We start from the raw sequence: 26,340 nt of genomic DNA, 5'->3' as shown, positions 1-26,340 counted from the left end.
AATCAATAAAGCTGTTTCGTCGTATGATAAAAATTTTCTATCGAGTGGACGAAAGCAGGGGGTAGTGTAGGTCAGGACCTGCGGCGGAAATCGCCTGCCAGCGCCATGGCTTCGTCAAGCAGCGCCTGCACCAGCGTGGTGTTCGGATCGCGCTTGGCGACCACCAGTCCGACCGTGTGGCTGGCATCGGGCTCGACGATCGGTATTGCACGGATCGGTTCGGCAAAACCGAATGTTTCCGCGAGGTTGAGCGGCATGATCGACGACCATTTGCCGGTCCTGATGTGCGAGAAAAGCACGATCATCGAGTTCGATTCCAGCGTCGGCCGCACCTGAACGCCGGCATCTGCCAGGTGCTGGTCGATGATGCGGCGGTTCTGCATGTCGGGGGTGAGCAGGCACAGCGGCAGCGTGCTGACCTCTTCCCATGTCACCTTGTCACGATCGGAATATTCGTTCCCCGCCGCCGTGATCAGCTGGTAGCGCTCTGCATAGAGCGGCACGCTGGTCACCCGGCCGAGCGGCTCGTTGTCGAGATAGGTGATTCCCGCGTCGATCTCGAAATTGCCGAGCAGCGACAGAACCTCGATCGAGGTGCGCGAGAGGATCGAGAAGGTGACGCCGGGGTGCTTGTCGCGGAACGGCGTCGTCAGCCTCGGCACCATGGCGAGGGCTGTCGGGATGGCGGCAATGCGGATTCGGCCGGACAGGCCGTGCCGAGCCGCACGCATCTCCTCGCGCATGGCGCGAGTGTCGCCGACGATGCGCCGCGCCCAGTCCAGCACCTGCCGTCCCTCGGGCGTCAGGCCCTGAAAGCGCGAGCCGCGCTGCACCAGCATCACGCCAAGGATGTCCTCGAGCTGCTTGATGCCGGCCGACAGCGTCGGCTGGGTGACGCCGCATTCCTCGGCGGCGCGCCCGAAATGTTGCTCCCTTGCGAGCGCGATGAAGAACTCAAGCTTGTCGATCATGCCGGAAAACTATCCGGCGTTGGTCGAATTAGCCAGTCTTCACAAGGGACTACCGCATCAAAATCACTGGTTGATCAGGTTGAGGATGTTGCCGTCGGGATCCTTGAACCAGGCAACCCGCAAGTCGCCGAAGACATGGACGTCGCCTTCGAGCCTGACATCGGGCATGTCGTAGTGCTCGAACGCCACGCCCTTCGACCTCAGCTCATCGACGAGGCCGTCGATCCGGTCGCCGACGGCCCAGGTGACCGAGGTCGCCTTGTTGGTTCCGGCATAGTCCGAGCGGTAGACGTTGATCACAGTGTCGCCGCTCTTCAGCACCGACACCTCGTCGCCCATGTGCTCGACCTCGCTGAGACCGAGCGTCTTTTCGTAGAAGGCCTTGGCGCGTCCGAGATCCCTGACGGCCACATTGGCAACGGCATTGATTTGACCAAGCATGTCAGTCTCCTCTCTGTTGCCCCCGCATTGGGGCAAAGCCCCGGTTGAATATAGTGCCACCCGGTTGGGCGGCAGGTCTTGCTGTGCTGAGACTGGTAAACTCACGAGCCGGCAAGGCGTTTCCGTTCGGCGATCGCCTTGATGCTCGCGAGGCCCTTTTCGAAGTCTTTGCCGACCATTTTGTCGAAGTTCATGAACACCTGCATCACCTTGGACATGAACGGTGACGGACCGGTCATTTCCCAGTTCAGGCGCGTCTTTCCGGCCCTCGGTTCCATGGTGAAGCGGGCCTCATTGTGCGCTTCGAGCGGCTTCAGGAAGTCGAGCTTGATGACAACCTTGTTCGGTGCCACAGCTTCGGTGATCTCCATCCGGCCGCTGCCGACCTTCTTGTTACCGTCCCATTCGTAGACCGCGCCGCGGCCGGTGCTCGCACCGCTCATCTTGCGCTTGAGGTCGGGGTCGAGCGCCTCCCATGGCGACCAGTCGCGCCAATTGTGGAAGTCATTGATTAGCGAAAAGGGTATCAGGGTCTGCGTCGACATCGGTCGTACGCTGGATCGAGAAGATAGCGGGTTTGGTCGCGGCGATCGCCAGGATGATGAGGATCGCGAGCACGAGCAGCCCGAGGATGATGGCAAGAACCTGCATTGTCGTCTCCTGGGTATGGCTGGTTCAGCGGCGGAATGGGATCAGCGCCTGCAGACGCGGATCGCGCAGATACAGCCCGCCCCAGGCCATCAGCCCGAGATAGACGCCGAACAAGGTGTGCGAAAGCATCGGATTGCCGATGCGCAGGTGGATGGCGATGGCGCCGCCGAGATAGCCGGTCAGAAGGATCGCGCCGAGGATCGCAGTGCGTGGCCAGGCGTAGAGGATCGTGCATGCCAGGGTCAGCACGCCGAGTGTGCGTGCGAGCTCCGAAGGCAGGCCGAGCGTCGCCATGGTGTCGTGCACGACCTGCAGCGGCACCAGCTTGATTGCGCCGTCAAACAAAAGGAAGGCGATGACCAGGCCGCTGAGAACGCGTCCGGTCCACAGGACGCCATTGGAAATTGCGGGCGTTGCAACCGCAGTATTCATTGTCAAGTTTCCTCGTAATGCCGCTAGTTTGAAATTATTCGCCAGCGTTGCCGCTGCTGATCATCCAGGGTGTTCCGAACTTGTCCTTCAGCATGCCGAACCCCTTGGCCCAGAAGGTCGGGGCAAACGGCATGGTGACAGTTCCGCCGTCGGCAAGGGCTGCGAAGATGCGCTCGGCGCGGGCAAGGTCGCCGAGGTCGACCGAGATCGAGAATCCGCCCATTTCGCTCGCATATTGTGGCGGCGAGTCCGAGGCCATCAGCGACTGGTCACCGATCGACAGTTGCACGTTCATCACCTTGTCCTGCCAGTCCGCAGGCATGCTGCTCTCGCCGGGTTCGTCACGATAGGTCACCAGGCCGACGACCTGTCCGTCGAACACGTCGGCGTAGAACTCGAAAGCCTCACGGCAATTGCCGTTGAAGAAGAGGTAATTGACGAATTTCATCACGGTTCTCCGGGTGATTGCTCTCCGTATGCCCCAAGGACGCAGCAGGCAGCGCTGATCCTACATCCCTGCTGAAGTTTCTTTGCCGGTGTAACATGGCGCCGGATCAGGCACTTGCCAGCGGTCAGGATCCGGCTGCCATTTCGGGTAGCTTGGTTCTTCCGCCAAACTGCATTATCTCAGGCTCGACACAGAGCAGCAGGTTCGTCACATGACAGTCACCAAGGAAATCGTTGTCGAGCGTCTCAAGACGGTCAATGGCCCGGATTTCTCAGGCAACATCGTCGATCTCGGATTGGTTTCCGACATCTTCATCGCCGACGGCAAGGTGTTCTTCTCGATCACCGTGCCGGCCGCCCGCGCCCAGGAGATGGAGCCGCTGCGTGCCGCGGCCGAACGCGTCGTCAAGGCGATCCCGGGCGTCAACGGCGCCGTCGTCGCCCTGACCGCAGAGAAAAAGGGCGGCGGCATGGAAGCGCCGGTGCCGCAGAAGCCAGCACCTCGTCCGACGCCCGCACCGGCGGCACGGCCTGCTCCGCACGCACCGGCTTCGCAGACGCAGGGCAAGCGCGGAGTTCCTGGCATCGCCTCGATCATCGCCGTTGCTTCCGGCAAGGGCGGCGTCGGCAAGTCGACGACTGCCGTCAACATTGCGCTTGGCCTCGCTGCCAACGGCCTCAAGGTCGGCGTGCTTGATGCCGACATCTACGGCCCGTCAATGCCCAAGCTGCTTGGCATCCATGGCCGCCCGGAAACTGTCGACGGCAAGATCCTCAAGCCGATGCAAAATTATGGCCTCAAGGTCATGTCGATGGGCTTCCTCGTCGACGAGGAAACGCCGATGATCTGGCGCGGCCCGATGGTCATGTCGGCGCTGACCCAGATGCTGCGCGAGGTCGAATGGGGTCCACTTGACGTGCTCGTCGTCGACATGCCGCCCGGCACCGGCGATGCCCAGCTGACCATGGCCCAGCAGGTGCCGCTGGCGGGTGCCGTCATCGTCTCGACGCCGCAGGATCTGGCACTGATCGACGCGCGCAAGGGTCTGAACATGTTCAAGAAGGTCGACGTGCCGCTGCTCGGCATCGTCGAGAACATGAGCTATTTCATCGCTCCCGACACCGGCAAGCGCTACGACATCTTCGGCCATGGCGGAGCCAAGCGTGAGGCCGAGCGCCTCGGCGTCACTTTCCTCGGCGAAGTGCCGCTGGAAATGGGCATCCGCGAGAGCTCCGACGCCGGCACGCCGGTCACCGTCGCCAAACCCGACAGCGCTCAGGCGCAGACCTACCGCGACATCGCCGCCAAGGTCTGGGAGCGTCTGCGGGAGGAAAAGGGTGCCGCCGAAGCGGCGACGCCGACGATCGTGTTCGAATAGGCGAGGGTTAGGAGGCTCGTGAGACTACTGTCTCATCCTTCGCACCCCTCTCTGTCCTGCCGGACATCTCCCCCGCAAGGGGGGAGATTGGCAGCTCGGACGCCGCAGCACATCCTGTAACGCTGGTGATTGGCGAAAGTCGATTTGACGGCTGATCTTCCCCCTTGCGGGGGAGATGTCCGGCAGGACAGCGAGGGGTGCGAAAGATCGCTACCCGACCGAGTTCCGCCTCACCCCACCCGCGACGGTATACGCCTCATCTCAAACCCCGTCTTGGTCGTCTGGAACCCGGCGTTGCGGTAAAAACCCAGCGTCGCTTGTTCCTTGGAGCTCGTGAGCAACATCACCTTGTAGCAGCCGAGCGACCACGCCTCCTCGACGGCCGTGAGCAGCACTGCCTTGCCATGGCCCCGGCTGCGGAAGTCGGCATGGGTCACCACATTCTCGATCAGCGCATAGTTGGCGCCGCCGCGGACGAAGTTGGGCACCACCACAAGCGTGCAGGTCGCCACCTGCCTTCCGTCGACCAGGCCGAGCAAGATGCCGCTCGGCCCGTAATGCGAGAACCGCTCCCAGATCTCTTCCGCATGTCCGGTGCTGACTGGCTCGTCAGGCACGAGATGACGATAGAGCTGCACCAGTTCGGGCAGGTCCTCGCGGGTCGCCCGGCGGATGGTCAGCTCGTCGGCCATGGGTTTTCCTTCGGAGTGGCTGGATGCCTGCGGGTGTTGCCGATGGGCCCCGCTCAGGCCTCGCGTGCCAGATAGGCGGGCAGGTCGGCGATCGAATCGAGCACCACGTCGGCCATCGGCGTCAGCGATTCCCGCGTGCCGGTGCCCGACAGCACGGCGATGGCCAGGGCGCCGCCAGCCTTGGCCATCTCGAGGTCGTGACGATTGTCGCCGACCATGGCGATCTCCTTCGGCTTGAGGCCGGTGAGGTCGGAAAAGGCATGGATCGCATCGGGCGCCGGCTTGGGGTTGGCGACGGCGTCGTAGCCATAGGCCGCGTCGAACAGCTGGGCGATGCCGAGCGACAGCAGCGTCTTCTCCGCGCCGCCGGTCGAATCGTTGGTGGCGACGCCGAGGCGGAAGCCGGCGCTGTGCAGGCTCGCCAGCGCATCCTTGCTGCCCGGCAGCGGCACGGCCTTGGCCGAGCCCTGCTCGGCCGATACCTGGTCGAACATCCTGATCAGATCAGAGCGCTCGCTGTCGGTCGCGCCGGGATACCAGAGCGCGACGATATCGGCGTTGGTGCCGGCGGCAAAAACCGAATCGGCCTTGAAGCAATGGGCGCTGAAATCGTAGCCGGCTGCTTCCATCAGTGCGGTTGCCTGCGCCTGGTCGCCATCCGCCGCCTTCAGCGCCATCATTTCGCCGATGGCGAACCACGTCGCCTGGAAATCGACAAGGGTCCCGTCCTTGTCGAAAAGTATGCCCTTGATGCCCCTCAAATCACTCACTCCTCCGACCATGCGCCCCGGCGGAAGGCCGAATGCGCAGGTGCAATGCCAGGGGCGCCGTCCGCTTCTATTGCCCGCGCGGCGCTCTGAGGCGGTGGATATGCTCCACGAGGCCGGCTGTCGAGGAGTCATGACGCGCGGCATTTTCTCGCCCATCCACGACAGGCAACAAGCCGGTGGCCAGTTCCTTGCCGAGTTCGACGCCCCATTGGTCGAAGGCGTTGATGCCGAACAGTTGCGCCTCGACGAAGACGCGGTGCTCATATAGCGCGATCAGCCGGCCGAGCATGTAGGGGTCGAGCTTACGGTAGAGGATCGTCACCGACGGGCGATTGCCCGAGAAAACGCGGTGCGGCGCGATCTTGTCGACCTCCTCCGGCTTGATGCCCTTGGTCAGCATCTGCCGCCGCGCTTCTTCGAGCGTACGGCCCTTCATCAGCGCTTCCGACTGCGCCAGGCAGTTGGCGAGCAGCAGGTCATGGTGTTCCTGCAACTCAGGTTCATGGCCTTCCGCCGCCGCGAGAAACTCGACGGGGATGAAGTCGGTGCCCTGGTGCAGCAACTGGAAGAAGGCGTGCTGGCCGTTGGTGCCCGGCTCGCCCCACACCAGCGGACCCGTCGGCGTCACCACGCCGCCGCCCGATATCGTCACGCTCTTGCCGTTCGATTCCATGTCGAGCTGCTGCAGATAGGCTGGCAGGCGCGACAGGCGCTGGTCGTAGGGGATGACGGCGCGGGCCGGATAGCTGCACACCACCCGGTGCCAGAAGCCGATCAGCCCCATCAGCACCGGAATGTTCTTGAGCAGCGGCGCCGTGGCGAAATGCTTGTCCATGGCATGCGCGCCGGCCAGGAATTCGCGGAAGTTCTTCGGTCCGATGGCGATCATGATCGGCAGGCCGATCGCCGACCATAGCGAATAACGCCCGCCGACCCAGTCCCAGAAGCCGAACACGCGTGACGGCTCGATGCCGAAGGCGGCAACCTTGTCGAGAGCCGTCGATACGGCGGCGAAATGGTGGCCCACCGCCTTGGCCCCCAGCTTCTCCTCCACCCAGCGCCGCGCAGTGGCGGCATTGGTCATGGTCTCGACCGTGGTGAAGGTCTTCGACGCGATGATGAACAGCGTCGTGCCGGCGTCGAGCCCCTTCAGCGTGTCGTGGATATGGGCGCCGTCGATGTTGGAGACGAAATGCGCGCGCGGCCCGTCATGATAGGGCGCCAGCGCCAGCGTCGCCATGGCCGGACCAAGGTCGGAACCGCCGATGCCGATATTGACGATGTCGGTGATCTTCTTGCCGGTGGCACCTGACGCCTTGCCCGAGCGGACGTCGTCGGCGAAGGCCGCCATGGCATCGAGCACGGCGTGCACGTCAGCCGTCACATCGTGGCCGTCGAGCATGACCGGCTCGCCGCGTGGATTGCGCAGAGCCGTGTGCAGCACGGCGCGGTCTTCGGTGACGTTGATGCGCTCACCGGCGAACATCGCGGCGCGCCGGCCTTCGAGATCGACCGAGTGTGCCAGCTTTTCCAGCAGCGTCATGGTCTCGGCGTCGACAGCACATTTCGACCAGTCGAGCAAAAGGTCGTCGTCGGAGGCGGAAAAATGCTGGAACCGCTTCGGGTCGGAAGCGAATGCCGCCCGGAGATTTCTGGGTGCGTCCTGATGGTGGCTGCGAAGCGCGGCCAGCGCCGCCTTGAAAGGTTGGTCGATCACCTGGGAACTCCGGAAATGTCAGCTGCTGGCATCATCCTAGCAGACCTTGGGGCTGATTGAGAGGCGTCGCGGTGGACTATCGCCGCAAATTTCAATCGATTCAATAGATGTCTTTCAATCGATTTAATCGGTGTCATTTGCAACCGCCGCTGGAAAGGTTCACTGGCATAAATCTATAAGATTAGAAAAATTGATTGGTGCAACTGCTTGTGCCAAGGATAGCTTTCTATGGTCCAGCGAAGTCAAAAGACTGGACATGCAGGAAACGTCCCCATGCCACAGCGAAACGATACGGCCATCTGGTCAGGCTTGTTCAGAATTTCGGCGGAATCAGGTCAGACGCTCCAGGCCCAGATTCGACAGGCGATCGTCGCCGCCATTCTCGACCGCCAGATCGCGGCGTCGATGCCGCTGCCGTCGTGCCGAATCCTTGCCGAAAAACTGGGCGTCGCGCGTGGCACCGTCGTATTGGCGTTCCAGCAGCTTGTCGACCAGGGGTTCCTCGTCGCGCGCGAGCGCCGTGGCCACTTCGTCAATCCCGAAGTGCTGGCGACACCGGCCAAGCCGCAGCAGAAGAGCCCCGATCAGGCCAATGAAATCGATTGGAAGGCGCGCCGCCAGATCGCCGCCTCCGACATGCAGCCGCCGGCCAAGCTCGACAACTGGATCAAGTCGTCCTATCCCTTCGTCTACGGCCAGTTCGACCCGACTTTGTTTCCGACCGCCGAATGGCGTGAGTGCAACCGCATGGCGCTGGCCGTGCTCGAAATCCGCAACTGGGCGGCCGACATGGTTGACCGCGACGATCCGCTGCTGATCGAGCAGATCCAGGCGCGTCTGCTGCCGCGTCGCGGCATCTTCGCCAATCCAGACGAGATCATCGTCACGCTGGGCGCCCAGAACGCGCTCTACATGTTGGCCACGCTCTTGATGAGCAAGGGCTCCAAGGTGGCGATGGAAGACCCGGGTTACCCCGACGCGCGCTCGATCTTCCGCCTCGCCGGGGCCGACATCGAGCCCGTGCCGGTCGACCATTCGGGCATCGTCACCTCGGCGGTCCCGTCGGATGCCGGCTTTGTCTTCGTCACGCCGAGCCACCAGTGCCCGACAATGGTGCCGCTGAGTGCCGAGCGCCGGCAGGACCTGCTGGCGCGCGCGGCGCGCAACAACCAGATCATCATCGAGGATGGCTATGACAGCCAACTGCTCGATGAAGCGCCGCAGCAGGCCTTGAAGAGCCTCGATCGCTCGGGCCGCGTCGTTTATGTCGGCTCGATGTCGAAGACGCTCGCGCCAGGCCTGCGCCTTGGCTACATCGTCGCCTCGGCCGATCTGATCGCCGAACTGCGCGCATTGCGCCGTTTCATGCTGCGGCACCCGCCGGCCAACAACCAGCGCGCCGTCGCGCTGTTCCTGTCGCTCGGCCACCACGAGGCGCTGGTGCGCCGTCTCTCCACCGCCTTTGGCGAGAGGCGCAAGCGATTGGTCCAGGCGATCTCGGCTTTTCTGCCAGAATGGCAGTCGACCGACTCGGCCGGCGGCACGTCTTTGTGGCTGGAAGGCCCCCGCGGCACCGACTCGCGCGGTCTTGCGGCAGCGGCAGCGGCGCGCTCGGTCATCATCGAGCCGGGTGAGCGTTTCTTCGAGCATTCCGACAAGCCGACACGCTTCATGCGGCTGGGCATCTCCTCGATCGCGCTACAGCACATCGAACCTGGAATCCGCGAACTGGCAACCGCTGCCGGCCGTCGGCCCGCGGCTGCGTGATCCCTCAGCAACGCTGCCCGCCGTTTGGCGCGCAGCGTTGCGGCCCTTGAACCAGCTTCCATTCCCCGCCTGATTCCAGCTCCGATTTCAGGCCTGTCGTCCGTGCCGGCAGCCGTTTGCTGCCCAGCGCGCGTATATGAGCGATCTGGCATATCCGGCGGAATTCGCTGGCCCATAGTCTGGGCCAATGGACGTTGCATAGTCGCGCAAAGGGAACGAGGCGACACGACGGTGGCATAATCACTGCGGGCCAGCCTCACACGAATTCGGAGGACCTGCATGTCAGTTGCCGTCGAAAGCCATGACCTGTCTGCGGAACAACGCTCACGAAGGTCCGGTGGCAGGGAGGCGCGACGGGCGATGCGCGCCGCTCCGTTGGCCGACGACATCCGCCCCGTGCGGGCCGGCCTGGAGGGCGGCACCTTCAAGGCATTGGGCCAGAACGATCTCGAACGCATCCACGAGGCGGTACTGACCCTGCTCGAAACCGTCGGCTTCGCCAACGCCATCCCGAGCTGCATCGAGGCGCTGAAGCGGGTCGGCGCCAGCTACGGCGACGACGGCCGCATCCGCTTCCCCAGGGAATTGGTGCTGTCGACCATCAGGAACGCCGCCCGCAACTTCACGCTCTGCGGCCAGGACCCGAGGCACGACATGGTGATTCAGGGCAGGCGGGTCCACTACGGCACCGCAGGTGCCGCTGTTCACCTCGTCGACGTCGAGAAGCGCGAATACCGCGAAAGCCTGCTGCAGGACATCTACGACGCCGCCCGCATCGTCGACGGGCTCGACAACATTCACTTCTTCCAGCGTCCGATGGTGCCGCGCGACATCCCAGACCCGCTGGAGATGGACTTCAACACGCTTTATGCCTGTGTCTCGGGCACCTCCAAACATGTCGGCACCAGCTTCACCGTGCGCGAGAACGTGGCGCCTGCCTTGCAGATGCTCTACGAGATATCAGGCGGCGAGGAAAATTTCCGCGCCCGCCCCTTTGTCTCCAACTCCAATTGCTTCGTCGTGCCGCCGATGAAATTCGCCGAGGATGCCTGCGGCGTGCTCGAAGCCTGCGTCGAGGGCGGCATTCCGATCCTGCTGCTCTCCGCCGGCCAGGCCGGCGCCACCGCACCTGCAGCCATCGCCGGCGCCGTCGTCCAGGCGGTCGCCGAAGTGCTGGCCGGCCTCGTCTATGTCAACGCGCTGAAACCCGGCCACCCCGCCATCTTCGGCACCTGGCCCTTCGTCTCCGACCTGCGCACCGGCGCCATGTCCGGCGGCTCGGCCGAGCAGGCGCTGCTGACTTCAGCCTGCGCCCAGATGGCCCAGTTCTATGACCTGCCCGGTGGCTCGGCCGCCGGCATGGCCGACTCCAAGCTGCCCGACATCCAGTCCGGCTACGAAAAGGGCATCACCAATGTCATGGCCGGGCTGTCCGGGCTCAATCTGGTCTATGAATCCGCCGGCATGCATGCCTCGTTGCTCGGCTTTTGCCTGGAAAGCCTGATCATCGACAACGACATGCTGGGCCAATGCTTGCGCTGCGTGCGCGGCATCGAGGTCTCCGATGAGGCACTCTCCATCGCCACCATCTCCGAAGTCTGCCTCAACGGCCCCGGCCATTATCTCGGCAACGAGCAGACGCTCCGGCTAATGCAGACCGAATATTTCTATCCCGCCGTGGCCGACCGCTTCTCGCCCAAGGAATGGAACGAAAAGGGCAAGCCGGATCTGCTGGGCAAGGCGATCGCGGAGAAGAGACGCATCCTTGCCGAGCGTTTTCCGCGACATATCCCGCGCACCCTCGACGACAGGCTGCGCGCCCAATTCGGCGAACTGATCAAGTTGCCGCGCTCGGGCATGGGCGGGTAACGCCAGAAACTCCTGGCGGTGTTTCAACAGACCTGCTGTGCGGCCTAGGCTGCGCGTGAAGACTCGGCCACTCGCGCGGCAAGTGCCTTCGCATGAGCCACAATGTCGAAGCCGGGCGCGTTGGCCACATCCATTCCGAGCGGGACACCCGCGTCGAGAATACGCCGCGCCGCGACATGGACGCGGTTGGCGTTGATCGTCTCGACGGCAGTCAACTGCTGGTCGCGGAAGCATAGCGTGGCATGACCGTCATTGACTGCCAGTGTTTGCACCACATCGTCAGGCTGCCTCACTCCCACCATTTTCAGCTTGAGCTCGCCGATATCGCTCCAGAACCAGGGCGTCTCCGGTGTCAGATCGGGCTTGCCGCAGAACTGGGCCGCGATGCGGCGTGCCTGGAAGGTGGCATTGGCCACGCTCTCCAGCCGGGCGCCGCCACGCAGCCGCGCACAGTCGCCAATGGCCGAGATGTTGGCAGCCGATGTCGCCAACGCTTCGTCGACCAGAATGCCGTCATCGACGTCGAGCCCGGCATGGTCGGCGAGCTCGATACTGGGCACGGCGCCGATGCCGATGACAACAAGCTCCGTCGCGCACAACCTTCCGTCGCCCAGCCGAACGCCGGTCACGCGATGCCTGCTGCCTTCGAAACCGGCAACATCGGCGCCGACGATGGTCTCGATGCCCATCTCCCGCAGCGCCGTCGCTAACACCTTGGCCGTCCCCTCGGACACCGAGCGGCTCAGAGGCAGCGGACGCGATGCGGCGATGGTCACCTTCACGCCGCGCCTGGCCAGTACAGCGGCCACCTCGAGGCCGAGATAACCCGCACCAACGACGAAGGCCCTCGTGCCGATGACGACAGACGAGGCCAGCCGGTAGGCGTCGCCGAGATCGCGGATCGAGACGATGCCGTTCAGCTCCTCGCCGGGAACCGCAAGCCGGCGGTTGCGCGCGCCGGTAGCGAGGATCAACTGGTCATAGGCAAGCTGTTTGCCGCTCCCCAGCGTCAAACGCTGTCTCCTAGCGTCAATTTCTTCAACCGCCGTACCGCGCCGCAGCCTGATGTCCTGCGTCGCGTAGAACGCCGCCGGCCTGAGCGCGATCGCCTCGTCGGTCAGCCCCTCGGCAAAGCGCTTCGACAGCGGCGGGCGATGATAGGGCAGGGTGCTTTCTGCACTGACCAGCTCGATGTCCCCGTCAAAACCCTCGTCGCGCAGCGAGGCAGCCGCCTGCACGCCGGCGTGACCGGCACCGACAATGACGATGCGCTCCATCAGGCGGCTCCCGGGATCGCCACGCTCAGGCCATTCAGTTCGGGCGCGAGCCTGATTTGGCACGCAAGGCGGCTCTGTTCGGTCACGTCCTCGGCCAGCGAAAGCATGTCGGTCTCGTCGTCGGCCGGCGCCGGCAGCCTGCCTGTCCAGTCCAGAGCGACATGGACGTGGCAGGTGCCGCATGAGCAGCCGCCGCCGCATTCGGCGACGATGCCCTTGATGCCGGCGCCGAGGATGGCGTTCAGCAGCGTGCTGCCGGGATCGGCGCTCAGCAGGCGCCTGTTGCCGTCGGCTTCGGTGAAGTTGATTTCGATCATGTCACACCCTCAGTAGAGCGTCCGCTGGTCGCCCACGCGGATCCATTCGATCATCTCGTCCTTGTCGAGCCCGGCGATCTGGTCGGCCAGAACGGCGCCCAGCGGCGGAAAATCCTCGCGCCTGGCAAAGGTCGCCGGGTTCCAGACCTTGGAGCGGATGACCGCCTTGGCGCAGTGGAACAGCGCCTCGCCGATCCGGATGCGGATGGCGACCGGTGGCGTCTTGCCCTGGAAGGCAAGCTGCTCCAGCTCCGGCCCGACGACGAGGTCGGCCTCGCCATTGATGCGCAGGATCTCGCCCAGCCCCGGCACCAGGAACAGGCAGCCGACGCGCGGGTTGTCGAGGATGTTCTCCATCGTATCGAGCCGGTTGTTGCCGGGCCGGTCTGGGATCAGGATCGTTTGCCTGTCGATCGCCTTGACGAAGCCGGCGGGGTCGCCGCGCGGCGACACGTCGGCGCCGTTGTGACCTTGGGTCGCGATCAACAGGAACGGAGACAGTGACAGGAAATGCAGGCAATGCTGGTCGAGCCGATCGAGCACCTTCTGCACCACCAGGTCTCCGGGCGGCGGAAACATCTCCCTCAGCTTCACGCGGTCGATCGACTGCATCGACTGATCTCCCTTGCTTGCGGCCCATCTCCATGGCGGGCCTGTTCGATCCGCCGCGAGGCTAGCGGAAGCTGGTTTGGAGTCAATAAAGAAATTTCGTTGTTTTACTTTTATATGCTAGCGAGACTGGAATCGAGGGTGGAAACATGGCCAACGGCAATTCGGCGACGCTGACCCGGCGCTACAACCGCACAGTCGTGCTCGACGCGCTACGCCGCCACGGCAGCCTGTCGCGCATCGAGCTGGCGCGGCTTTCAGGCCTCACGCCGCAAGGCATCCGCAACATCATCGAGGATTTGATCGACACCGGGCTGGTACGCGAGACCGGCCGCCGGCGCGGCCAGCGCGGCCAGCCGCAGATCGACATCGAGATCAGCCCAGGCGCCGGCTATTGCCTCGGCCTGCATGTCGCGGCGGGCGCCTGCCACGCCATCGCCACCGACCTCGCCGGCAACGTCCTGGCGCGGCCGGAGGCGCGCGCCTTCGGCGGCGATCACGGCCAGCAACTGGACGCATTGGGGGCGATCGCGCGCGAGGTGGCTTCCGCGGCCGACGGGCTGTCTCGGCTCGGCACAGGTGTCGTGGTCTCGCGTCCGCTTGCCAGCCGCTGGTCGGCGACGGGCGGGCTCGCCGCCGCACAGGCGGACTTCGCCAAGCCCTTCGAGGCCCTGTTTGCGTCGACCCCGCTGGTGTTCGAGAATGACGCCAATGCCGCCGCCATGGCCGAGTACACGCATGGCCGGGCCAAGGGGCGCGGCGACTTCCTCTATCTTTTCCTCGGTGAGGGCGTGGGTGGCGCGATCGTGCAGGGCGGGGTGCCGGTGCATGGCGGACGCGGAAATGCCGGCGAGTTCGGCCACATGCTCATCGACCCCAAGGGACCGAAGTGCCACTGCGGCAATCGCGGTTGCCTGCATGGCTCTCTGGCGCTCGATGGCCTCAGGCGGCTGTTGCCGGCAGGTGCTGCGCTCGCGCCGGAGACCGTTCCGCAATCTTGGCTGGATGGCGCAGCTTCGGCACTGTCTCGAGCGCTCGTCAGCCTCGAGAACATCTTCGATCCCCAGGCGATCGTGCTCGGCGGCACTGCACCTGCCTGGCTGTTGCATAGGCTGGTAGAAAAAATGGGTGATCCCGGCCCGTCGGTTCGTTCGGATATGGCAGAGGCACGAGTCGAGGTCAGCGGTCTCGGCCAGAGCTGCGCCCTGATCGGCGCCGCGGCCCTGCCGCTGCTCGCGCTGACCAGCCCGGACCCGGCGACCTTGATGAAGGAACCTTTGGTCGAGCAGGCTGCCGATTAGTCGGACGACAACCCGAAGCGTTCGACGACGTCGGGATTGATCAGCTTGGCATGCAGCGCCAGCAGGATGATCTGGGCGTCGAAACTGTCCTCGGCATCGAGCGCGATCTCGATGCGCTGTTCCGCCCGCACGGCCATGTCGCCGCCATTGGCGCCGGCAAAGGCGTCGGCGCCAGCAATGCAGTAGCCGAACAACTGGGCGATGGGCGGATAGGCTGAAGAAGGCGGCTCTTCGGGCCAATGGTCCTTCATCAGGTTGACGATGGTGAGCTTCACCCCCTCCGGCACCAGCGCCGGATGCAGGTCGACCGCGCGCAACGCAGCATCAAGTTCGCGCAGGTCGCTGGAGCGGCCGAACAGGCCGAGGAAACCGAGGGATGATCGTCGTCTGGCCATGGCCTGCGTCCGTTGCGTCGGTTTCCAGTTAGGCGAGGCGAGGGGTGAATTCAAACATCCTCGGACATTCATCGGCAGAATTTCCCGGCGGCGGTGGAATAGTCACCGATGTCTCCCGTTCCTCCCCGGCAATCAGCAAGATTGTCGAACAGGAGATGACAGATGGAAAAGACCCTCGCCATTCTTGGTGCCCTGATCTTCGCCGCACCGCTGGCGCAGACGCCTGCACATGCCGACGACGACATCAGCCGCTTCTTCAAGACGGTCATTGCCGGCGGCAAGAAATCCGACGGCAAGAGCTGGTCGAACAGCTCGTCGAACGCATCGAGCAATTCGAGTTCCAACCGTTCGTCGAACTCGTCCAACAACTCGAGCTCCAACAGCTCGTCCAATTCCTCCAGCAATTCGAGTTCGAACTCCTCGTCCAATTCCAGCTCCAATTCGTCGTCGAACTCGAGCTCCAACAGCTCGTCGAACTCGTCGTCCGACGACGATTGACCCTGACGGAAACGCAGAAAAAGGGCCGGTGGTTCGCCACCGGCCCCTTTTTGTGTGCATTGAAAACATGCGCCTCAGCGCTGGCTGCGGGCGAAGCGGCGATACCAGCCGTCGGTGGAGATGGTGTTGCGGAAGACGCGGCTGCGGTCCTTCTTTTCGTCTTCCCTCTCGGCCCGAATGTCTGCTGAAAGCTCCAGCGCCTTGCGCTCGAAAGGGATGACCTGCGCGATCGGCGCGCCCTTCTCGATGATGTGCAGCCCGTCCGCGCCGGTGGCGAAGAACGGGAAGTGGATCTCGGCCGCATAGCTGTCGGTGTCGACGACGCCCGAGATGATCTCGAAGATGCCATTGGGGCGGTTCAGCGGCTGCACGAACAGGCAGCTCCAGCCCGGTGGGGTACGGATGCTCCAGTAGTTATGGAACTTGCACGGCGGCAGCGGCGCGCGCGGATTGCCGGCCACCTGATGGGCACCATGATTGCTGACCAGAGTGCGGTCGAAGTCCCAGGCGGTATCGACCTTCTTGCCGCCGTCCGAAATTTCCATGCGCACGGTTGCCGCCAGCCGGATGATCCAGCCGGCCGTCATGGCGTCGAGAAACGGCATGCATCGTTTGACCGTCAGCCCGCTGTCGCCGGTCGACAGCTTCTCGGGATCGACCGCCGGCAGCTTGCGAAACCAGTCGGGCATGAAGGTCTTGGCCGACACCGGCGGCGGGATCACGCCGTCGTCTTCGGGGCGGCAGAGAAAGCGTATCGCGCGCGTCTTGGGAGTCAGGAACATTCTTGCATCTCCTTGATGATGGCAGGGAGAACGGGCGGGCAGGGCGTCTATTCCATGGCGTGGTCATGCAACCCTTCCGGCCGCTATTTTCGGCCTCGCTTGACAGCGTGGCTTTCCGGTTGTACTTAACAGATAAGTTAATTAACAAGTCTGCTAAATAGATGACCGAAGATCACCTCGACGCCACATTCGCCAGCCTCGCCGACCCGACCCGGCGGGCCATCCTTGCCCGGCTTGCGCAGGGCGAGGCGACCGTCAACGAGCTGGCCGAGCCGTTCGAGATGAGCCTGCCGGCGATCTCGCGCCACCTGAAGGTGCTGGAGCGCGCCGGTCTGATCAGCCGCGGCCGCGAGGCGCAGTGGCGCCCGTGCCGGCTGGAGGCCGGGCCGCTCAAGGACATCGCCAACTGGGTCGAGCGCTACCGCCGCTTCTGGGATCAGAGCTTCGACCGCATGGCCGACTATCTCAAGGAACTGCAGACGCCCAGGGGAGACCAGGATGACCGCAAGAACTGACACCGTCGCCGCCCAGTCGCTCGTCCTCGAATTTTCACGTGTCTTCGATGCGCCGCCGGCGCTCGTCTTCCGCATGTGGTCGAGCCCCGAGCATCTCTGCCGCTGGTGGGGGCCGAAGGGCTTTACGTCGAGCTGCGAGACGCACGAGTTCCGTAACGGCGGCAGCTACCATCTGCTCATTCATGGCCACGTCGAGGATGGCATGACCGGCACCTTCCGCGAGGTCGTCGAGAACGAGAGGATCGTCTTCACCTTTGCCTGGGACCACGACCCCGACTGGCAAACGCTGGTGACGGTGACGTTGAAGCCTGAAGGAGACCGCACGCGGCTGACCTTCCGCCAGGAGCCGTTCCTCGACGTCGAAACGCGCGACTCGCATCTGGGCGGCTGGGGCGAATGCCTCGATCGCCTGGCCGACGCGCTTGCCGGCCGACCCGTGCTGTGAAGCTTCGCGCCGGCTGAAGCCGCCGGCGCGCCGACTGCCCGATTGAAACCGCTGTCCCCGATGATCGTTGTCGATCATCGGAACGACACGCCATGCGAGGAGAAACGAAGATGCTGAAATCCTATCGCGGCAGTTGCCATTGCGGGGCCGTGCATTTCGAATGCCAGCTCGATCTGGCACCCAAAGGCCAACGCTCGACGCCTGAGCTCGACGGCGTCTGGTGGACGTCGAGCTTCCGCTGCAACTGCTCCTGGTGCGCCAAGACCCGTTTCTGGAAGAATTTTGCCCGGCCTGCCGGCTTCCGCGTCACCGCGGGTGCCGACATGCTGACCGAGTACCGCTTCAACTCGTCAGCCATCCGCCACACCTTCTGCAGCCGCTGCGGCGTCCATCCCTTTGCGTCGGCCAGCTTCGACATCATGGGCGGCGACTTCTTTGCGGTGAACGTCGCCTGTCTCGACGACATCTCGGCCGACGAACTGGCTGCCGTGCCAATCACCTATGAGGACGGCAAGAACGACGCCTGGGACCGGCCACCTGTGGTGACCGCCTACCTCTAGCAGCGAGCATCGGACCTTCGAGCCGTGCATGACGGCCGCCACGGGGCGGCCGATTGGAAACCTGTGTCCAAAAGATGGAGAGTGACATGCAGCATGAAACCGTATCACGAGACGAGTGGGTTGCGGCGCGCCGGACGCTGCTTGCCAAGGAAAAGGCAATGACCAGGGCGCGCGACGCGCTTAGCGCCGAGCGGCGCGAACTGCCTTGGGTCAGGATCGACAAGCAATATTATTTCGACGGCCCCGGAGGACAGCTGTCGCTGTCCGACCTGTTCGATGGGCGCAGCCAGCTGTTCATCAAGCACTTCATGATGGCGCCGGGCCAGCAGCACCATTGCGTCGGCTGCTCGTTCGAGATGGACAATGTCGACAGCGTGCTCGTCCACCTCGAAAACCACGACGTCAGCTACGTTGCGGTCACCCGTGCGCCGCTGGCCGAAGCCGAGGCGCTGAAGGCGCGCATGGGCTGGAAGGCGCGCTTCGTCTCGTCCTTCCGCAGCGACTTCAACTACGACTTCAACGTCTCCTACACGCCGGAGCAATTGGCGGCGAAGCAGGCCGTCTACAACTTCGCGCCACTCGATTTCCCTATTGAGGATCTCTCCGGCGACAGCGTCTTCTACAAGGACGACGACGGCCAGATCTATCTGACCTATTCGACCTTCGGCCGCGGCGCGGAGCAGTTTCTCGGCATCTATGGTTTTTTCGACGTGATGCCCAAGGGCCGTGCCGAGAACGGTCCGTTCCACCTGCTCGCCGACTGGGTCAGGCCGCACGACATGTATGGCAAGGGCGGCATGGTCGAGATGACGGGCCGCTACCACCCGGCCGATTGCGGCTGCGGCAAGCACGGTTGAGCGGGTGATGTGCTGCGCCCTGACAGCATTGCTCTTCGCCGTGATGGCAGCATGGCGCCGCTTGTGGAGAGCGGCGTCCGGTTGGCATCACGGCGTGCGCTGGGGTGCAGTTGTTGGCACGGCCTTGGCCGTAGGTATCGGGACAGCTGCCGCCGCGCAGCATCTCGGTCATTACGTCGCCCGCGCCGAGATCAACCAGCACAGCATTCTCGCCGAGATGCTGGCGCAGCCGATCTGCTCCGGCGAAGCCGCAAATGTGGCGGGCGAGCAAACGGCGATCCGCCTCGACTGACTGCGTCTCGGGCTGACCGTGCCCGAGGCGTGATTGTGCCTAGGCAATGATGCTCCCGGGGGTACCTAGTGGTTGTCGCGCGGTAGGCCTTTGGTCTGGGCGACACGCTGGTATTTGACGGCCGGCTTCAGCACCATGCCTTGCGCCAGCTGGTCGACCATGCCGCGCTGGATTTCCTGCCATGGCGTCTGGTGCGCCGGGAAGTGATAGCCGCCATCGTTCTGCAGCTCGGCGCGGCGGCGGGCGATCTCGTCGTCGCTCACCAGGATGTCGGCGGTGCCCTTCCTCAGGTCGATGCGCACCCGGTCGCCCGATTTCAGCAGCGCCAGCCCGCCGCCGACGGCGGCTTCCGGAGAGGCGTTGAGGATCGAGGGCGATCCCGATGTGCCCGACTGACGGCCATCGCCGATGCAGGGCAGCGAGTGGATGCCACGCTTGAGCAGATAGGCTGGCGGCTGCATGTTCACCACCTCGGCGCCGCCGGGATAGCCGACAGGCCCAGCACCTCGCATGAACAGCACCGTATGCTCGTCGATGTTCTCGGCGGGGTCGTCGATGCGGGCGTGATAATCCTCCGGTCCGTCGAACACCTTTGCCGTGCCTTCGAAGGCTTCCGGGTCTTTGGGGTTTGACAGATAGCGGTCACGGAACTCTGGCGAGATCACGCTGGTCTTCATGATCGCGCTGTCGAACAGATTGCCCCTGAGGTTGATGAAGCCGGCGTCCTTCTTCAACGGGTCGGCAACCGACCTGATGACCTTGGGGTCCATGTTCTCGGTGGCGCCGCAGTTCTCGCCCATCGACTTGCCGTTGGCGGTGATCGCGTCGGGGTGCGGCAGCAGGCCGGCCTTCATCAGTTCGGCGACGACCGCCGGCACGCCGCCGGCGTGGTGATAGTCCTCGCCGAGATATTCTCCGGCCGGCTGCAAATTGACCAGCAGCGGCACATGGTGGCCGACCCTCTGCCAGTCGTCATTGTCGAGCGGCACGTCGAGATGACGGGCAATGGCATTGAGGTGGATCGGCGCATTGGTCGAGCCGCCGATCGCCGAATTGATGACGATGGCGTTTTCGAAGGCTTCGCGGGTCATGATGTCGGACGGCTTCAGATCCTCGCGTACCATGTCGACGATGCGCTTGCCGGTCTCGTAGGAGATCTGGCCGCGCTCGCGATAGGGCGCGGGGATCGCAGCCGCTCCGGGCAACTGCATGCCGAGCGCCTCGGCCAGGCTGTTCATCGTCGTCGCCGTGCCCATGGTGTTGCAATAGCCGACCGACGGCGCCGACGAGGCGACGATGTCCATGAACTGGTTGTAGTCGATCTCGCCCGACGACAGGCGCTCGCGCGACTTCCACACGATGGTGCCCGAGCCGGTGCGTTCGCCCTTGTGCCAGCCATTGAGCATGGGGCCGACCGACAACGCGATCGCCGGGATGTTGACGGTGGCCGCTGCCATCAAAAGCGCGGGGGCAGTCTTGTCGCAGCCGATGGTCAACACCACGCCGTCGAGCGGATAGCCATAGAGCACTTCGACGAGGCTGAGATAGGCGAGGTTGCGGTCGAGCGAGGCGGTTGGGCGCTTGCCGGTTTCCTGGATCGGGTGGCAGGGAAACTCGAACGGCACGCCGCCGGCGGCAACGATGCCGTCGCGCACGCGCTTGGCCAACTCGATGTGGTGGCGGTTGCACGGCGACAGGTCAGAGCCGGTCTGGGCGATGCCGATCAGCGGCTTGCCCGACTGCAGCTCCTCGCGCGTCAGGCCGAAATTCAGGTAGCGCTCGAGATAGAGCGCGGTCATGCCGGGATTGTCGGGATTGTCGAACCACTCCTGCGAACGGAGCTTCTTCGTCGTCTTTGTGCCGGCCATCAATTCCTCCCGAAATCCGGACTTGCATCGTTATGGCAAGGACCAAAGCGCTGCAAGAGCGACGAAGGGCGCAACGTGCGGGATGCCGTTGGGCGATGCCCTGGTGCAACTTTCACCGGCCTCTGATCCGGCCGGCGAGGCTTTTCTCGTGACGCTCAAGTGATAAGAATGCGCCGCCGGCGCGTCGGTCGGAAAGCCGAAACCGGCTTCGCAAAGATGCGCGACTTCAACAAGCAAAGCGAGCAATGCCTTGATCGACGACCGTCTTTACATCGACCCCGAGCTTGTCCAGTTCTACGACCTCGAGAACGAAGGCGGCGACGATGTCGACTTCATCATGGGCTTCGTCGGCGACGCCAAGAGCGTGCTCGACCTCGGCTGCGGCACCGGCGCGCTGACGGCAATGCTGGCCGACGGCAGGGCGGTCACCGGTGCCGATCCGGCGCCGGCCATGCTGGATGTCGCCCGCAAGCGCTGCGGCGGCGATCGCGTCGAATGGGTCGAGGGCGATGCCCGGTCGCTGCGCCTCGGCAAAAGCTTCGACCTGGTTATCCTGACCGGCCACGCCTTCCAGGTGTTCCTGACCGCCGATGACCAGCGCGCCGTGCTCGACACCATCGCTGCCCACCTGGCATCAGACGGCCGCTTCATCTTCGACAGCCGCAATCCGCTGGCCCGGGAGTGGCAGGAGTGGGGACCCGACGACTCGAGGCGCACCGTTGCGCATCCCACTTTCGGCGCCGTCGAGGCCTGGAACGACGCCGTCCAGGACGCGGTAACGGGCATTGTCACCTACGACACCTTCTATCGAGTGCCGGCCGGCGGGCGGCAGTTCCATGCCCAGTCGCGCATCGCCTTTCCGGCGCAGCAGGCGCTCGCCGAGATGATAGCCGCGGCAGGGCTTGTCGTCGACCGCTGGCTCGGCAGCTGGCAGGGCGCGCCCTACGCGCCCGACACGGGCGAGATCATCCCGATCGGCCGCAAGGCCTGATCCCGATCGGCCACGGGGGCTGACAAAAACTGCGGCGATGGACAATCGCCGGGCGCTGCGTTACGCCTCGATCGGATCGGCATTCGGGAGGATAACGCATGGCCCTGGTGATCGAAGGCGAGGAAAAGATCGCCGCCCCCATCGAGGTGGTGTGGAAGGCGCTCAACGATCCGAATGTGCTCAAGGAGAGCATTCCCGGCTGCGAGAGCCTGGAGATGACCTCGCCGACCGAGATGGCCGCCAAGGTGGTGCTCAAGATCGGTCCGATCAAGGCGACCTTTTCCGGCGAGGTGACGCTGAAGAACCTCAAGCCGCCGCACTCCTACACCATCGAAGGCGAAGGCAAGGGCGGCATCGCCGGCTTCGCCAAGGGCGGCGCAGACGTGACGCTGACCGAGGACGGGCCCGGTTCGACGATCCTCAAATATGAGGCCAAGGCCGATGTCGGCGGCAAGATCGCCCAGCTCGGCAGCCGCCTGATCACCTCGACTTCGAAGAAGCTGGCCGGCCAGTTCTTCTCGACCTTTGGCGAGAAGGTGGGCGGAGCGTAAGGCGCAATTTTCCTTCTCCCCTTGGCGACTGTCCACGGGGGAGTGGTGACAGTGGCGCTGGCGGTCGTTCTTTACCAGGACAACCTTTGGCGTAGCGATCCTTCGCACCCCCCCTCTGGCCTGCCGGGCATCTCCCCACAAGGAGGGAGATTGGTCGCGTCGCCGGCGGCGCCTATCCCGCACTGTCATGCTTGCGACGTTGGCGATTGGGCGCGGGGTAGATGCAGGCCTGATCTCCCCCTTGTGGGGGAGATGCCCGGCAGGGCAGAGGGGGGTGGGAAGGAATGAGACCGAGGCGGTCTGCGGGAGTTCCGCTTGGCGGCTCCGGTTCAGAAAAAATCGGAAAAGCGTGGAAAAGCTCTCCACGTCTCGCACCCTACCCACCCACCAGCTTCACGTCGCCGCTGCCGGCACCGCCTCGCGAAACCTCAGGCCAAGCACCAGCGGCACGCTGAGGGCGTAGAGGGCGATGACGGAGAGCCAGATGGCGCCGGGCCATTGGGCGCGGACGACAAAGTAGAAGCTGGAGAAGGCAAGCGGGGCTGCGATCGAGGCGAGGCTGAGCGCCGAGGCGAGCACGCCCTGGAACTGGCCTTGCTGGCTCTCGTCGACCTGCCGGGTGGCGAGCGACTGAAGGGCGGGCACGCCGATGCCGCCGAGGGCGAAGAGCGGCATGATGGCGAAGATCATCCAGCTCGCGGTGGCGAATGCCATGACGACCAGTGCAGTGCAGGCGCAGGCGATGCCGACGAGGATGGCGATGCGCTCGCCGAGCAGCCTGACTGCGGGACCGGGTAGAAAAGCCTGGGCAAGCGCCTGGCAGACGCCGAAGCTGCCCAGCGACAGGCCGATCCACAGCCCGTTCCACTGAAAGGCATCGCTGCCCCACAGCGCCCAGGAGGTGCCGTAGGCCTCGCCGGTGGCGCTGAAGATGAGGAAAACGGAAATGACGGGCAAAAGGTGCTTCATCGAAAACAGCCAGCGCAGCGGCCTAAGCGGATTGAGCGCGGCGAGGTCGATCTTCGCCCGGCTGGGTTCTCGCGATTCCGGCAGGACGAAAAAGGCCAGCAGGAGGTTGCAGGCGTTGAGCACCGCTGCCGCGATGAAGGGCAGGCGCAGCCAGTGGTCGCCGAGCACGCCCCCCAGCACCGGCCCGATGATGAAGCCAATGCCGAACATGGCGTTGAACAGGCCAAAGCGGCGGGCACGTTCATGCTCGCCGGAGATGTCGGTGATATAGGCAGTCGCCACCGACAAGTTGGCGCTGGTCAGCCCGGCAATGGCGAGGCCGAGCAGCAGCATCCAGAGGCTGGGGGCAATGGCCAGGAACAGGTAGTTGACCGCTGCCCCGGCGAGCGAGATCAAGAGCACCGGGCGCCGGCCGAGCCGGTCGCTCAGCGAACCGAGGACTGGAGCGAAGACGAACTGCATGGCGGCGTAGAGTGCCGTCATGACGCCGATATAGGCGGCGACATTGTCGGCATGGGTGACGTCGCGCAAAAGCGCAGGCAGGATCGGAAAGACGAGCCCGATGCCGATGGCATCGAGGACGACGGCGACAAAGATGACGATGAGCGGCTTGCTCATGGCGGACTCCAATTGATGCAAGCGCGCAGCGGCGCATGGCGCCGATGGGGCTCGCAATGGGGCCTGATCGATGTCAGGCGACATGATTTTGGGAGACGCTGGCGACCCACGCCCGAAACGGCATGGGTGCTCGTACTTGACCGCCTGGACGACTATTCGTCCACCTGTTTACTCCGCCACTGAGCGGATCAAGGGAAGCGGTCGCTTTTCGCGACGGGTTCCCTTTACGTCATCTGGTGGTGCGCGGCAAGGGGAGGCGTTGGTGCTCCTCAGGGGCAACGGGCTGACCGAAGGGCTGCAGTCGAGGACGCGCTGAGCAGCGCCGGCCAAGGCACTGTCCAGACGCCCCGGCGCGCAGGCTTCATGGAGAAGGGGACGGCTCGCGGGCTATTCTGGCCGCACGCCTATGCCGCCGCCTTTGTGCAGCGCCTGCGTTCGCGCCAGCTGGCGGATGGTTCGTCTATCCGTCCATGCCTGCGCCGGCATCGGCGTCGTCACGCGGCATGATGGTGGGCATGGGCTCGGCGCGTTTTCCCTTCCGTCTGCTGCGGCGGTACAGGCTCTGATATCCGCGCCGCTGCTTGGTGACTTCGTAGAGAACGATACCTGAGCATGTGCCGAGATTGAGGCTCTCGATCATGCCGAACATCGGAACGGCCACGCACATGTCGCTGCGCTCGACCGCGAGCGGACTGATGCCACGCCCTTCATTGCCGAACCACACCGCGAGTTTCGTGTGCCGCGTGTAGTCGCCTACATGCAGGTAGGCGTTGGTCTTGCCCTTTACGTGCGGCGAGGTGACCACTGAAACGAAGCCGTTCTTTTCGAGATGATCGAGGCATGCCTCGGTGCTGTCGAAGCGCTTCACGAATGTCCATTTGACGGCTGATACCGATATCTTCGAAAGCGACTTCCGCTCGCGCATGTCCTGCCAGTCGTCGGGAAACGCCTTGCCGGGATCGACGATGTAGACCTTCTCCACGCCGAGTGCATTGGCGTTTCGGATGACCGTGCCGATATTCTTGATATCGGACGGTTCTTCGATGACTGCGATAAGGTTCTTGCAGCGAAACGACTTGATCGCTTCGGCACGCTTGCGAACAGATGCTTTGGACTTCTCGGCTTCGACTGTTTCCATCGGGTCGTCTTAACACGCGCGAACCACGGTTCAATAGGGCCGAAGACCGAGCGCATGCGAGCGATTGGCCTGTGCGTTGGCGTGTAGTTGGATTGACCGGGGAATATACGAAGCATATATGCATTGTATATTCAGTTCAGGAGAAGTTCATGGGCATCGTAAAGATCGACGAGGAGCTGCATGAGGAAGTCAGGCGGGCGAGCACGGTGATGTGCCGGTCGATCAATGCCCAGGCCGAGTTCTGGATGAAGGTCGGCATGTTGGCGGAGGCCAATCCGACGCTGTCGTTCAACGAGATCGTCAGGATGCAGTTTGCGGCAGCACAAGTGCATATCAGGGACCTGGCGGTCGCCTGACATGGTCAAGACACCGGACGAGCTGGCGCTGATGCGGGTCGCGGGCAGGATGCTGGCCTCGGTCTTCGAGATGCTGGACGGGCAGGAACTGGCCGGCATGTCGACCTTGCAGGTCAATGATCTTGTCGAGCGCTTCATCACCGTCGACCTCGCCGCGCGTCCGGCGAGCAAGGGGCAGTATGGCTTCAAGCATGTGCTGAACTGTTCGATCAACCATGTCGTCTGCCACGGTGTGCCCGACGGCCACGAGATCATCCGGGACGGTGACATCGTCAATTTCGACATCACGCTGGAAAAGGGCGGATACATCGCCGATTCGAGCAAGACCTATCTCGTCGGCAATGCCGCGCCGGCGGCGACGCGGCTGGTGCGGGTGGCGCAGGAGGCGATGTGGAAAGGCATCAGGCAGGTCCGGCCCGGAGCGCATCTCGGCGACATCGGTTTCGCCATCGAGCGACATGCCAAGCGGAACGGCTATTCGGTGGTTCGGGAATATTGCGGCCACGGCATCGGCCGCGAGATGCACGAGGAGCCGCAGGTGCTGAATTTCGGACGCCCGGGAACCGGCCTGGAACTGCGCGAGGGCATGGTCTTCACCATAGAGCCGATGGTCAACCAGGGCACTCGCAGGGTTGCAACCGAGAGCGACGGCTGGACAGTGGTGACGGGTGACCGCAAGCTTTCGGCCCAGTTCGAGCATACGGTCGCTGTAACCGCGACCGGCGTCGAAGTGCTGACGCTGCGTCGCGACGAGGCGCGGATGATGGCAGGCCGGGCGTGATAGCTGGTCGACATCTGCCGGGGGACGTAGGCGGGTGGCTGGGCCTGAATCGATAGGGAACCAGCATTTATGCCGGCGTGTCCG

The 26,340-nt window shown here is 64.0% G+C and carries 31 protein-coding genes; 14 read left to right on the top strand and 17 right to left on the bottom strand.

Annotated features, from left to right (window positions below):
* Window positions 1-71 precede the first annotated feature (71 nt).
* The 6 genes from IG197_RS09845 to IG197_RS09825 form a co-directional block, all read right to left on the bottom strand.
* Window positions 72-971: a LysR family transcriptional regulator gene (locus IG197_RS09845; protein WP_067965550.1), complete on the bottom strand. Its 900-nt coding sequence runs from the start codon at window positions 969-971 to the stop codon at window positions 72-74.
* A 63-nt stretch (window positions 972-1,034) separates the two neighbouring features.
* Complete coding sequence (locus IG197_RS09840; RefSeq protein ID WP_192318529.1) at window positions 1,035-1,412, bottom strand: VOC family protein; 378 nt, start codon at window positions 1,410-1,412, stop codon at window positions 1,035-1,037.
* 101 nt (window positions 1,413-1,513) lie between these two features.
* The gene (locus IG197_RS09835; protein ID WP_371746527.1) at window positions 1,514-1,957 is read right to left on the bottom strand and encodes an SRPBCC family protein; all 444 of its coding nucleotides are present in this window, start codon (window positions 1,955-1,957) and stop codon (window positions 1,514-1,516) included.
* Window positions 1,917-2,063, bottom strand: a complete 147-nt coding sequence (locus IG197_RS36810) for a hypothetical protein (RefSeq protein WP_371746526.1) — start codon at window positions 2,061-2,063, stop codon at window positions 1,917-1,919. The genes IG197_RS09835 and IG197_RS36810 overlap by 41 nt, the downstream gene beginning before the upstream one ends.
* A 24-nt stretch (window positions 2,064-2,087) precedes the next feature.
* Window positions 2,088-2,495 carry a DoxX family protein gene (locus tag IG197_RS09830; RefSeq protein ID WP_067965544.1) on the bottom strand — a complete coding sequence of 136 codons (408 nt, stop codon included), beginning with the start codon at window positions 2,493-2,495 and terminating at the stop codon, window positions 2,088-2,090.
* Between the two features lie 34 nt (window positions 2,496-2,529).
* The gene (locus IG197_RS09825; RefSeq protein WP_067965541.1) at window positions 2,530-2,943 is read right to left on the bottom strand and encodes a VOC family protein; all 414 of its coding nucleotides are present in this window, start codon (window positions 2,941-2,943) and stop codon (window positions 2,530-2,532) included.
* A gap of 211 nt (window positions 2,944-3,154) precedes the next feature.
* Between IG197_RS09825 and IG197_RS09820 the strand changes: the two genes are divergently transcribed.
* On the top strand, window positions 3,155-4,321 hold the full coding sequence (locus IG197_RS09820) for an Mrp/NBP35 family ATP-binding protein (RefSeq protein WP_067965538.1): 1,167 nt from the start codon (window positions 3,155-3,157) through the stop codon (window positions 4,319-4,321).
* Window positions 4,322-4,551: 230 nt separating this feature from the next.
* Here IG197_RS09820 and IG197_RS09815 read toward each other — a convergent pair whose 3' ends face one another.
* The 3 genes from IG197_RS09815 to pgi are packed head-to-tail and all read right to left on the bottom strand — an operon-like array spanning window position 4,552 to window position 7,500.
* Complete coding sequence (locus IG197_RS09815) at window positions 4,552-5,013, bottom strand: GNAT family N-acetyltransferase (protein ID WP_192318527.1); 462 nt, start codon at window positions 5,011-5,013, stop codon at window positions 4,552-4,554.
* Between the two features lie 53 nt (window positions 5,014-5,066).
* Window positions 5,067-5,795 carry an HAD family hydrolase gene (locus IG197_RS09810; protein ID WP_182575542.1) on the bottom strand — a complete coding sequence of 243 codons (729 nt, stop codon included), beginning with the start codon at window positions 5,793-5,795 and terminating at the stop codon, window positions 5,067-5,069.
* 55 nt (window positions 5,796-5,850) lie between these two features.
* Window positions 5,851-7,500 (bottom strand): glucose-6-phosphate isomerase, encoded by a 1,650-nt coding sequence (gene pgi / locus IG197_RS09805; RefSeq protein ID WP_371746524.1) that lies wholly within the window; start codon window positions 7,498-7,500, stop codon window positions 5,851-5,853.
* Between the two features lie 273 nt (window positions 7,501-7,773).
* On the opposite strand from pgi, the gene IG197_RS09800 reads away from it, so the two are divergent.
* Both IG197_RS09800 and IG197_RS09795 read left to right on the top strand, forming a co-directional pair.
* Window positions 7,774-9,267, top strand: coding sequence for a PLP-dependent aminotransferase family protein (locus IG197_RS09800; protein WP_067965532.1), 1,494 nt, complete (start codon window positions 7,774-7,776; stop codon window positions 9,265-9,267).
* Between the two features lie 279 nt (window positions 9,268-9,546).
* Window positions 9,547-11,136, top strand: a complete 1,590-nt coding sequence (locus IG197_RS09795; RefSeq protein ID WP_067965530.1) for a trimethylamine methyltransferase family protein — start codon at window positions 9,547-9,549, stop codon at window positions 11,134-11,136.
* Between the two features lie 44 nt (window positions 11,137-11,180).
* On the opposite strand, the gene IG197_RS09790 is transcribed toward IG197_RS09795, so the two are convergent.
* Genes IG197_RS09790 through IG197_RS09780 form a run of 3 tightly spaced genes read right to left on the bottom strand, consistent with a single transcriptional unit; the run spans window position 11,181 to window position 13,342 of the window.
* A complete protein-coding gene (locus IG197_RS09790; RefSeq protein ID WP_192318525.1) occupies window positions 11,181-12,413 on the bottom strand; it encodes an NAD(P)/FAD-dependent oxidoreductase in 1,233 nt (410 codons plus the stop codon).
* Window positions 12,413-12,730, bottom strand: coding sequence for a 2Fe-2S iron-sulfur cluster-binding protein (locus IG197_RS09785; RefSeq protein ID WP_192318523.1), 318 nt, complete (start codon window positions 12,728-12,730; stop codon window positions 12,413-12,415). The genes IG197_RS09790 and IG197_RS09785 overlap by 1 nt, the downstream gene beginning before the upstream one ends.
* A gap of 9 nt (window positions 12,731-12,739) precedes the next feature.
* Complete coding sequence (locus IG197_RS09780; protein WP_192318521.1) at window positions 12,740-13,342, bottom strand: MSMEG_1061 family FMN-dependent PPOX-type flavoprotein; 603 nt, start codon at window positions 13,340-13,342, stop codon at window positions 12,740-12,742.
* A 146-nt stretch (window positions 13,343-13,488) separates the two neighbouring features.
* Between IG197_RS09780 and IG197_RS09775 the strand changes: the two genes are divergently transcribed.
* Window positions 13,489-14,640, top strand: a complete 1,152-nt coding sequence (locus IG197_RS09775; protein WP_192318519.1) for an ROK family transcriptional regulator — start codon at window positions 13,489-13,491, stop codon at window positions 14,638-14,640.
* On the opposite strand, the gene IG197_RS09770 is transcribed toward IG197_RS09775, so the two are convergent.
* The gene (locus IG197_RS09770; RefSeq protein ID WP_192318517.1) at window positions 14,637-15,035 is read right to left on the bottom strand and encodes a hypothetical protein; all 399 of its coding nucleotides are present in this window, start codon (window positions 15,033-15,035) and stop codon (window positions 14,637-14,639) included. The genes IG197_RS09775 and IG197_RS09770 overlap by 4 nt on opposite strands.
* A 162-nt stretch (window positions 15,036-15,197) precedes the next feature.
* On the opposite strand from IG197_RS09770, the gene IG197_RS09765 reads away from it, so the two are divergent.
* The gene (locus IG197_RS09765; protein WP_192318515.1) at window positions 15,198-15,533 is read left to right on the top strand and encodes a hypothetical protein; all 336 of its coding nucleotides are present in this window, start codon (window positions 15,198-15,200) and stop codon (window positions 15,531-15,533) included.
* A 74-nt stretch (window positions 15,534-15,607) separates the two neighbouring features.
* On the opposite strand, the gene IG197_RS09760 is transcribed toward IG197_RS09765, so the two are convergent.
* Window positions 15,608-16,315 (bottom strand): DUF6065 family protein, encoded by a 708-nt coding sequence (locus IG197_RS09760; protein WP_192318513.1) that lies wholly within the window; start codon window positions 16,313-16,315, stop codon window positions 15,608-15,610.
* A 161-nt stretch (window positions 16,316-16,476) separates the two neighbouring features.
* On the opposite strand from IG197_RS09760, the gene IG197_RS09755 reads away from it, so the two are divergent.
* The 5 genes from IG197_RS09755 (at window position 16,477) to IG197_RS09735 (ending at window position 18,984) form a co-directional block, all read left to right on the top strand.
* Entirely contained in the window at window positions 16,477-16,830 is a 354-nt protein-coding gene (locus tag IG197_RS09755) for a metalloregulator ArsR/SmtB family transcription factor (RefSeq protein WP_067965514.1), read from the top strand.
* On the top strand, window positions 16,814-17,275 hold the full coding sequence (locus IG197_RS09750) for an SRPBCC domain-containing protein (RefSeq protein WP_067965512.1): 462 nt from the start codon (window positions 16,814-16,816) through the stop codon (window positions 17,273-17,275). Before IG197_RS09755 ends, IG197_RS09750 begins: the two co-directional genes overlap by 17 nt.
* A gap of 110 nt (window positions 17,276-17,385) precedes the next feature.
* On the top strand, window positions 17,386-17,835 hold the full coding sequence (locus tag IG197_RS09745; RefSeq protein WP_067965510.1) for a GFA family protein: 450 nt from the start codon (window positions 17,386-17,388) through the stop codon (window positions 17,833-17,835).
* Window positions 17,836-17,921: 86 nt separating this feature from the next.
* The gene (locus tag IG197_RS09740; protein WP_246765350.1) at window positions 17,922-18,692 is read left to right on the top strand and encodes a thioredoxin family protein; all 771 of its coding nucleotides are present in this window, start codon (window positions 17,922-17,924) and stop codon (window positions 18,690-18,692) included.
* A gap of 124 nt (window positions 18,693-18,816) precedes the next feature.
* The gene (locus IG197_RS09735) at window positions 18,817-18,984 is read left to right on the top strand and encodes a hypothetical protein (protein WP_192318510.1); all 168 of its coding nucleotides are present in this window, start codon (window positions 18,817-18,819) and stop codon (window positions 18,982-18,984) included.
* A gap of 65 nt (window positions 18,985-19,049) precedes the next feature.
* Here IG197_RS09735 and IG197_RS09730 read toward each other — a convergent pair whose 3' ends face one another.
* Window positions 19,050-20,852 (bottom strand): IlvD/Edd family dehydratase, encoded by a 1,803-nt coding sequence (locus IG197_RS09730; RefSeq protein WP_154386901.1) that lies wholly within the window; start codon window positions 20,850-20,852, stop codon window positions 19,050-19,052.
* Between the two features lie 253 nt (window positions 20,853-21,105).
* Between IG197_RS09730 and IG197_RS09725 the strand changes: the two genes are divergently transcribed.
* A complete protein-coding gene (locus tag IG197_RS09725) occupies window positions 21,106-21,843 on the top strand; it encodes a trans-aconitate 2-methyltransferase (RefSeq protein WP_182575565.1) in 738 nt (245 codons plus the stop codon).
* Window positions 21,844-21,941: 98 nt separating this feature from the next.
* The gene (locus IG197_RS09720) at window positions 21,942-22,394 is read left to right on the top strand and encodes a carbon monoxide dehydrogenase subunit G (protein ID WP_154386903.1); all 453 of its coding nucleotides are present in this window, start codon (window positions 21,942-21,944) and stop codon (window positions 22,392-22,394) included.
* Between the two features lie 393 nt (window positions 22,395-22,787).
* Here the strand turns inward: IG197_RS09720 and IG197_RS09715 are convergent, their stop codons facing one another.
* Both IG197_RS09715 and IG197_RS09710 read right to left on the bottom strand, forming a co-directional pair.
* Complete coding sequence (locus IG197_RS09715; RefSeq protein WP_192318508.1) at window positions 22,788-23,981, bottom strand: TCR/Tet family MFS transporter; 1,194 nt, start codon at window positions 23,979-23,981, stop codon at window positions 22,788-22,790.
* Window positions 23,982-24,441: 460 nt separating this feature from the next.
* Window positions 24,442-25,119 (bottom strand): RNA methyltransferase, encoded by a 678-nt coding sequence (locus tag IG197_RS09710; protein WP_192318506.1) that lies wholly within the window; start codon window positions 25,117-25,119, stop codon window positions 24,442-24,444.
* Window positions 25,120-25,268: 149 nt separating this feature from the next.
* Here IG197_RS09710 and IG197_RS09705 point away from each other — a divergent pair, with 149 nt between their 5' ends.
* Both IG197_RS09705 and map read left to right on the top strand, forming a co-directional pair.
* On the top strand, window positions 25,269-25,475 hold the full coding sequence (locus IG197_RS09705) for a ParD-like family protein (protein ID WP_067965500.1): 207 nt from the start codon (window positions 25,269-25,271) through the stop codon (window positions 25,473-25,475).
* Window position 25,476: 1 nt separating this feature from the next.
* Window positions 25,477-26,256 (top strand): type I methionyl aminopeptidase, encoded by a 780-nt coding sequence (map, locus tag IG197_RS09700; RefSeq protein WP_192318505.1) that lies wholly within the window; start codon window positions 25,477-25,479, stop codon window positions 26,254-26,256.
* Window positions 26,257-26,340: the final 84 nt, after the last annotated feature.

It is taken from the genome of Aminobacter sp. SR38 (assembly GCF_014843375.1).
Lineage (GTDB): Bacteria > Pseudomonadota > Alphaproteobacteria > Rhizobiales > Rhizobiaceae > Aminobacter > Aminobacter ciceronei.
This window is presented reverse-complemented; position numbering and strand designations above follow the sequence as displayed.

Excerpts from the sequence above, each read along its gene's own strand:
- IG197_RS09740 (WP_246765350.1), top strand. The coding sequence starts at position 17,922 with ATGCAGCATGAAACCGTATCACGAGACGAGTGGGTTGCGGCGCGCCGG.
- IG197_RS09820 (WP_067965538.1), top strand. The coding sequence starts at position 3,155 with ATGACAGTCACCAAGGAAATCGTTGTCGAGCGTCTCAAGACGGTCAAT.
- IG197_RS09845 (WP_067965550.1), bottom strand. The coding sequence starts at position 971 with ATGATCGACAAGCTTGAGTTCTTCATCGCGCTCGCAAGGGAGCAACAT.
- map (WP_192318505.1), top strand. The coding sequence starts at position 25,477 with ATGGTCAAGACACCGGACGAGCTGGCGCTGATGCGGGTCGCGGGCAGG.
- IG197_RS09790 (WP_192318525.1), bottom strand. The coding sequence starts at position 12,413 with ATGGAGCGCATCGTCATTGTCGGTGCCGGTCACGCCGGCGTGCAGGCG.
- IG197_RS09750 (WP_067965512.1), top strand. The coding sequence starts at position 16,814 with ATGACCGCAAGAACTGACACCGTCGCCGCCCAGTCGCTCGTCCTCGAA.
- IG197_RS09830 (WP_067965544.1), bottom strand. The coding sequence starts at position 2,495 with ATGAATACTGCGGTTGCAACGCCCGCAATTTCCAATGGCGTCCTGTGG.
- IG197_RS09825 (WP_067965541.1), bottom strand. The coding sequence starts at position 2,943 with ATGAAATTCGTCAATTACCTCTTCTTCAACGGCAATTGCCGTGAGGCT.
- IG197_RS09835 (WP_371746527.1), bottom strand. The coding sequence starts at position 1,957 with ATGTCGACGCAGACCCTGATACCCTTTTCGCTAATCAATGACTTCCAC.
- IG197_RS09780 (WP_192318521.1), bottom strand. The coding sequence starts at position 13,342 with ATGCAGTCGATCGACCGCGTGAAGCTGAGGGAGATGTTTCCGCCGCCC.
- IG197_RS09840 (WP_192318529.1), bottom strand. The coding sequence starts at position 1,412 with ATGCTTGGTCAAATCAATGCCGTTGCCAATGTGGCCGTCAGGGATCTC.
- IG197_RS09730 (WP_154386901.1), bottom strand. The coding sequence starts at position 20,852 with ATGGCCGGCACAAAGACGACGAAGAAGCTCCGTTCGCAGGAGTGGTTC.
- IG197_RS09705 (WP_067965500.1), top strand. The coding sequence starts at position 25,269 with ATGGGCATCGTAAAGATCGACGAGGAGCTGCATGAGGAAGTCAGGCGG.
- IG197_RS09785 (WP_192318523.1), bottom strand. The coding sequence starts at position 12,730 with ATGATCGAAATCAACTTCACCGAAGCCGACGGCAACAGGCGCCTGCTG.
- IG197_RS09765 (WP_192318515.1), top strand. The coding sequence starts at position 15,198 with ATGGAAAAGACCCTCGCCATTCTTGGTGCCCTGATCTTCGCCGCACCG.
- IG197_RS09760 (WP_192318513.1), bottom strand. The coding sequence starts at position 16,315 with ATGTTCCTGACTCCCAAGACGCGCGCGATACGCTTTCTCTGCCGCCCC.
- IG197_RS09755 (WP_067965514.1), top strand. The coding sequence starts at position 16,477 with ATGACCGAAGATCACCTCGACGCCACATTCGCCAGCCTCGCCGACCCG.
- IG197_RS09775 (WP_192318519.1), top strand. The coding sequence starts at position 13,489 with ATGGCCAACGGCAATTCGGCGACGCTGACCCGGCGCTACAACCGCACA.
- IG197_RS09720 (WP_154386903.1), top strand. The coding sequence starts at position 21,942 with ATGGCCCTGGTGATCGAAGGCGAGGAAAAGATCGCCGCCCCCATCGAG.
- IG197_RS09810 (WP_182575542.1), bottom strand. The coding sequence starts at position 5,795 with ATGGTCGGAGGAGTGAGTGATTTGAGGGGCATCAAGGGCATACTTTTC.
- IG197_RS09815 (WP_192318527.1), bottom strand. The coding sequence starts at position 5,013 with ATGGCCGACGAGCTGACCATCCGCCGGGCGACCCGCGAGGACCTGCCC.
- IG197_RS09795 (WP_067965530.1), top strand. The coding sequence starts at position 9,547 with ATGTCAGTTGCCGTCGAAAGCCATGACCTGTCTGCGGAACAACGCTCA.
- IG197_RS09800 (WP_067965532.1), top strand. The coding sequence starts at position 7,774 with ATGCCACAGCGAAACGATACGGCCATCTGGTCAGGCTTGTTCAGAATT.
- IG197_RS09715 (WP_192318508.1), bottom strand. The coding sequence starts at position 23,981 with ATGAGCAAGCCGCTCATCGTCATCTTTGTCGCCGTCGTCCTCGATGCC.
- IG197_RS09770 (WP_192318517.1), bottom strand. The coding sequence starts at position 15,035 with ATGGCCAGACGACGATCATCCCTCGGTTTCCTCGGCCTGTTCGGCCGC.
- IG197_RS36810 (WP_371746526.1), bottom strand. The coding sequence starts at position 2,063 with ATGCAGGTTCTTGCCATCATCCTCGGGCTGCTCGTGCTCGCGATCCTC.
- IG197_RS09745 (WP_067965510.1), top strand. The coding sequence starts at position 17,386 with ATGCTGAAATCCTATCGCGGCAGTTGCCATTGCGGGGCCGTGCATTTC.
- IG197_RS09710 (WP_192318506.1), bottom strand. The coding sequence starts at position 25,119 with ATGGAAACAGTCGAAGCCGAGAAGTCCAAAGCATCTGTTCGCAAGCGT.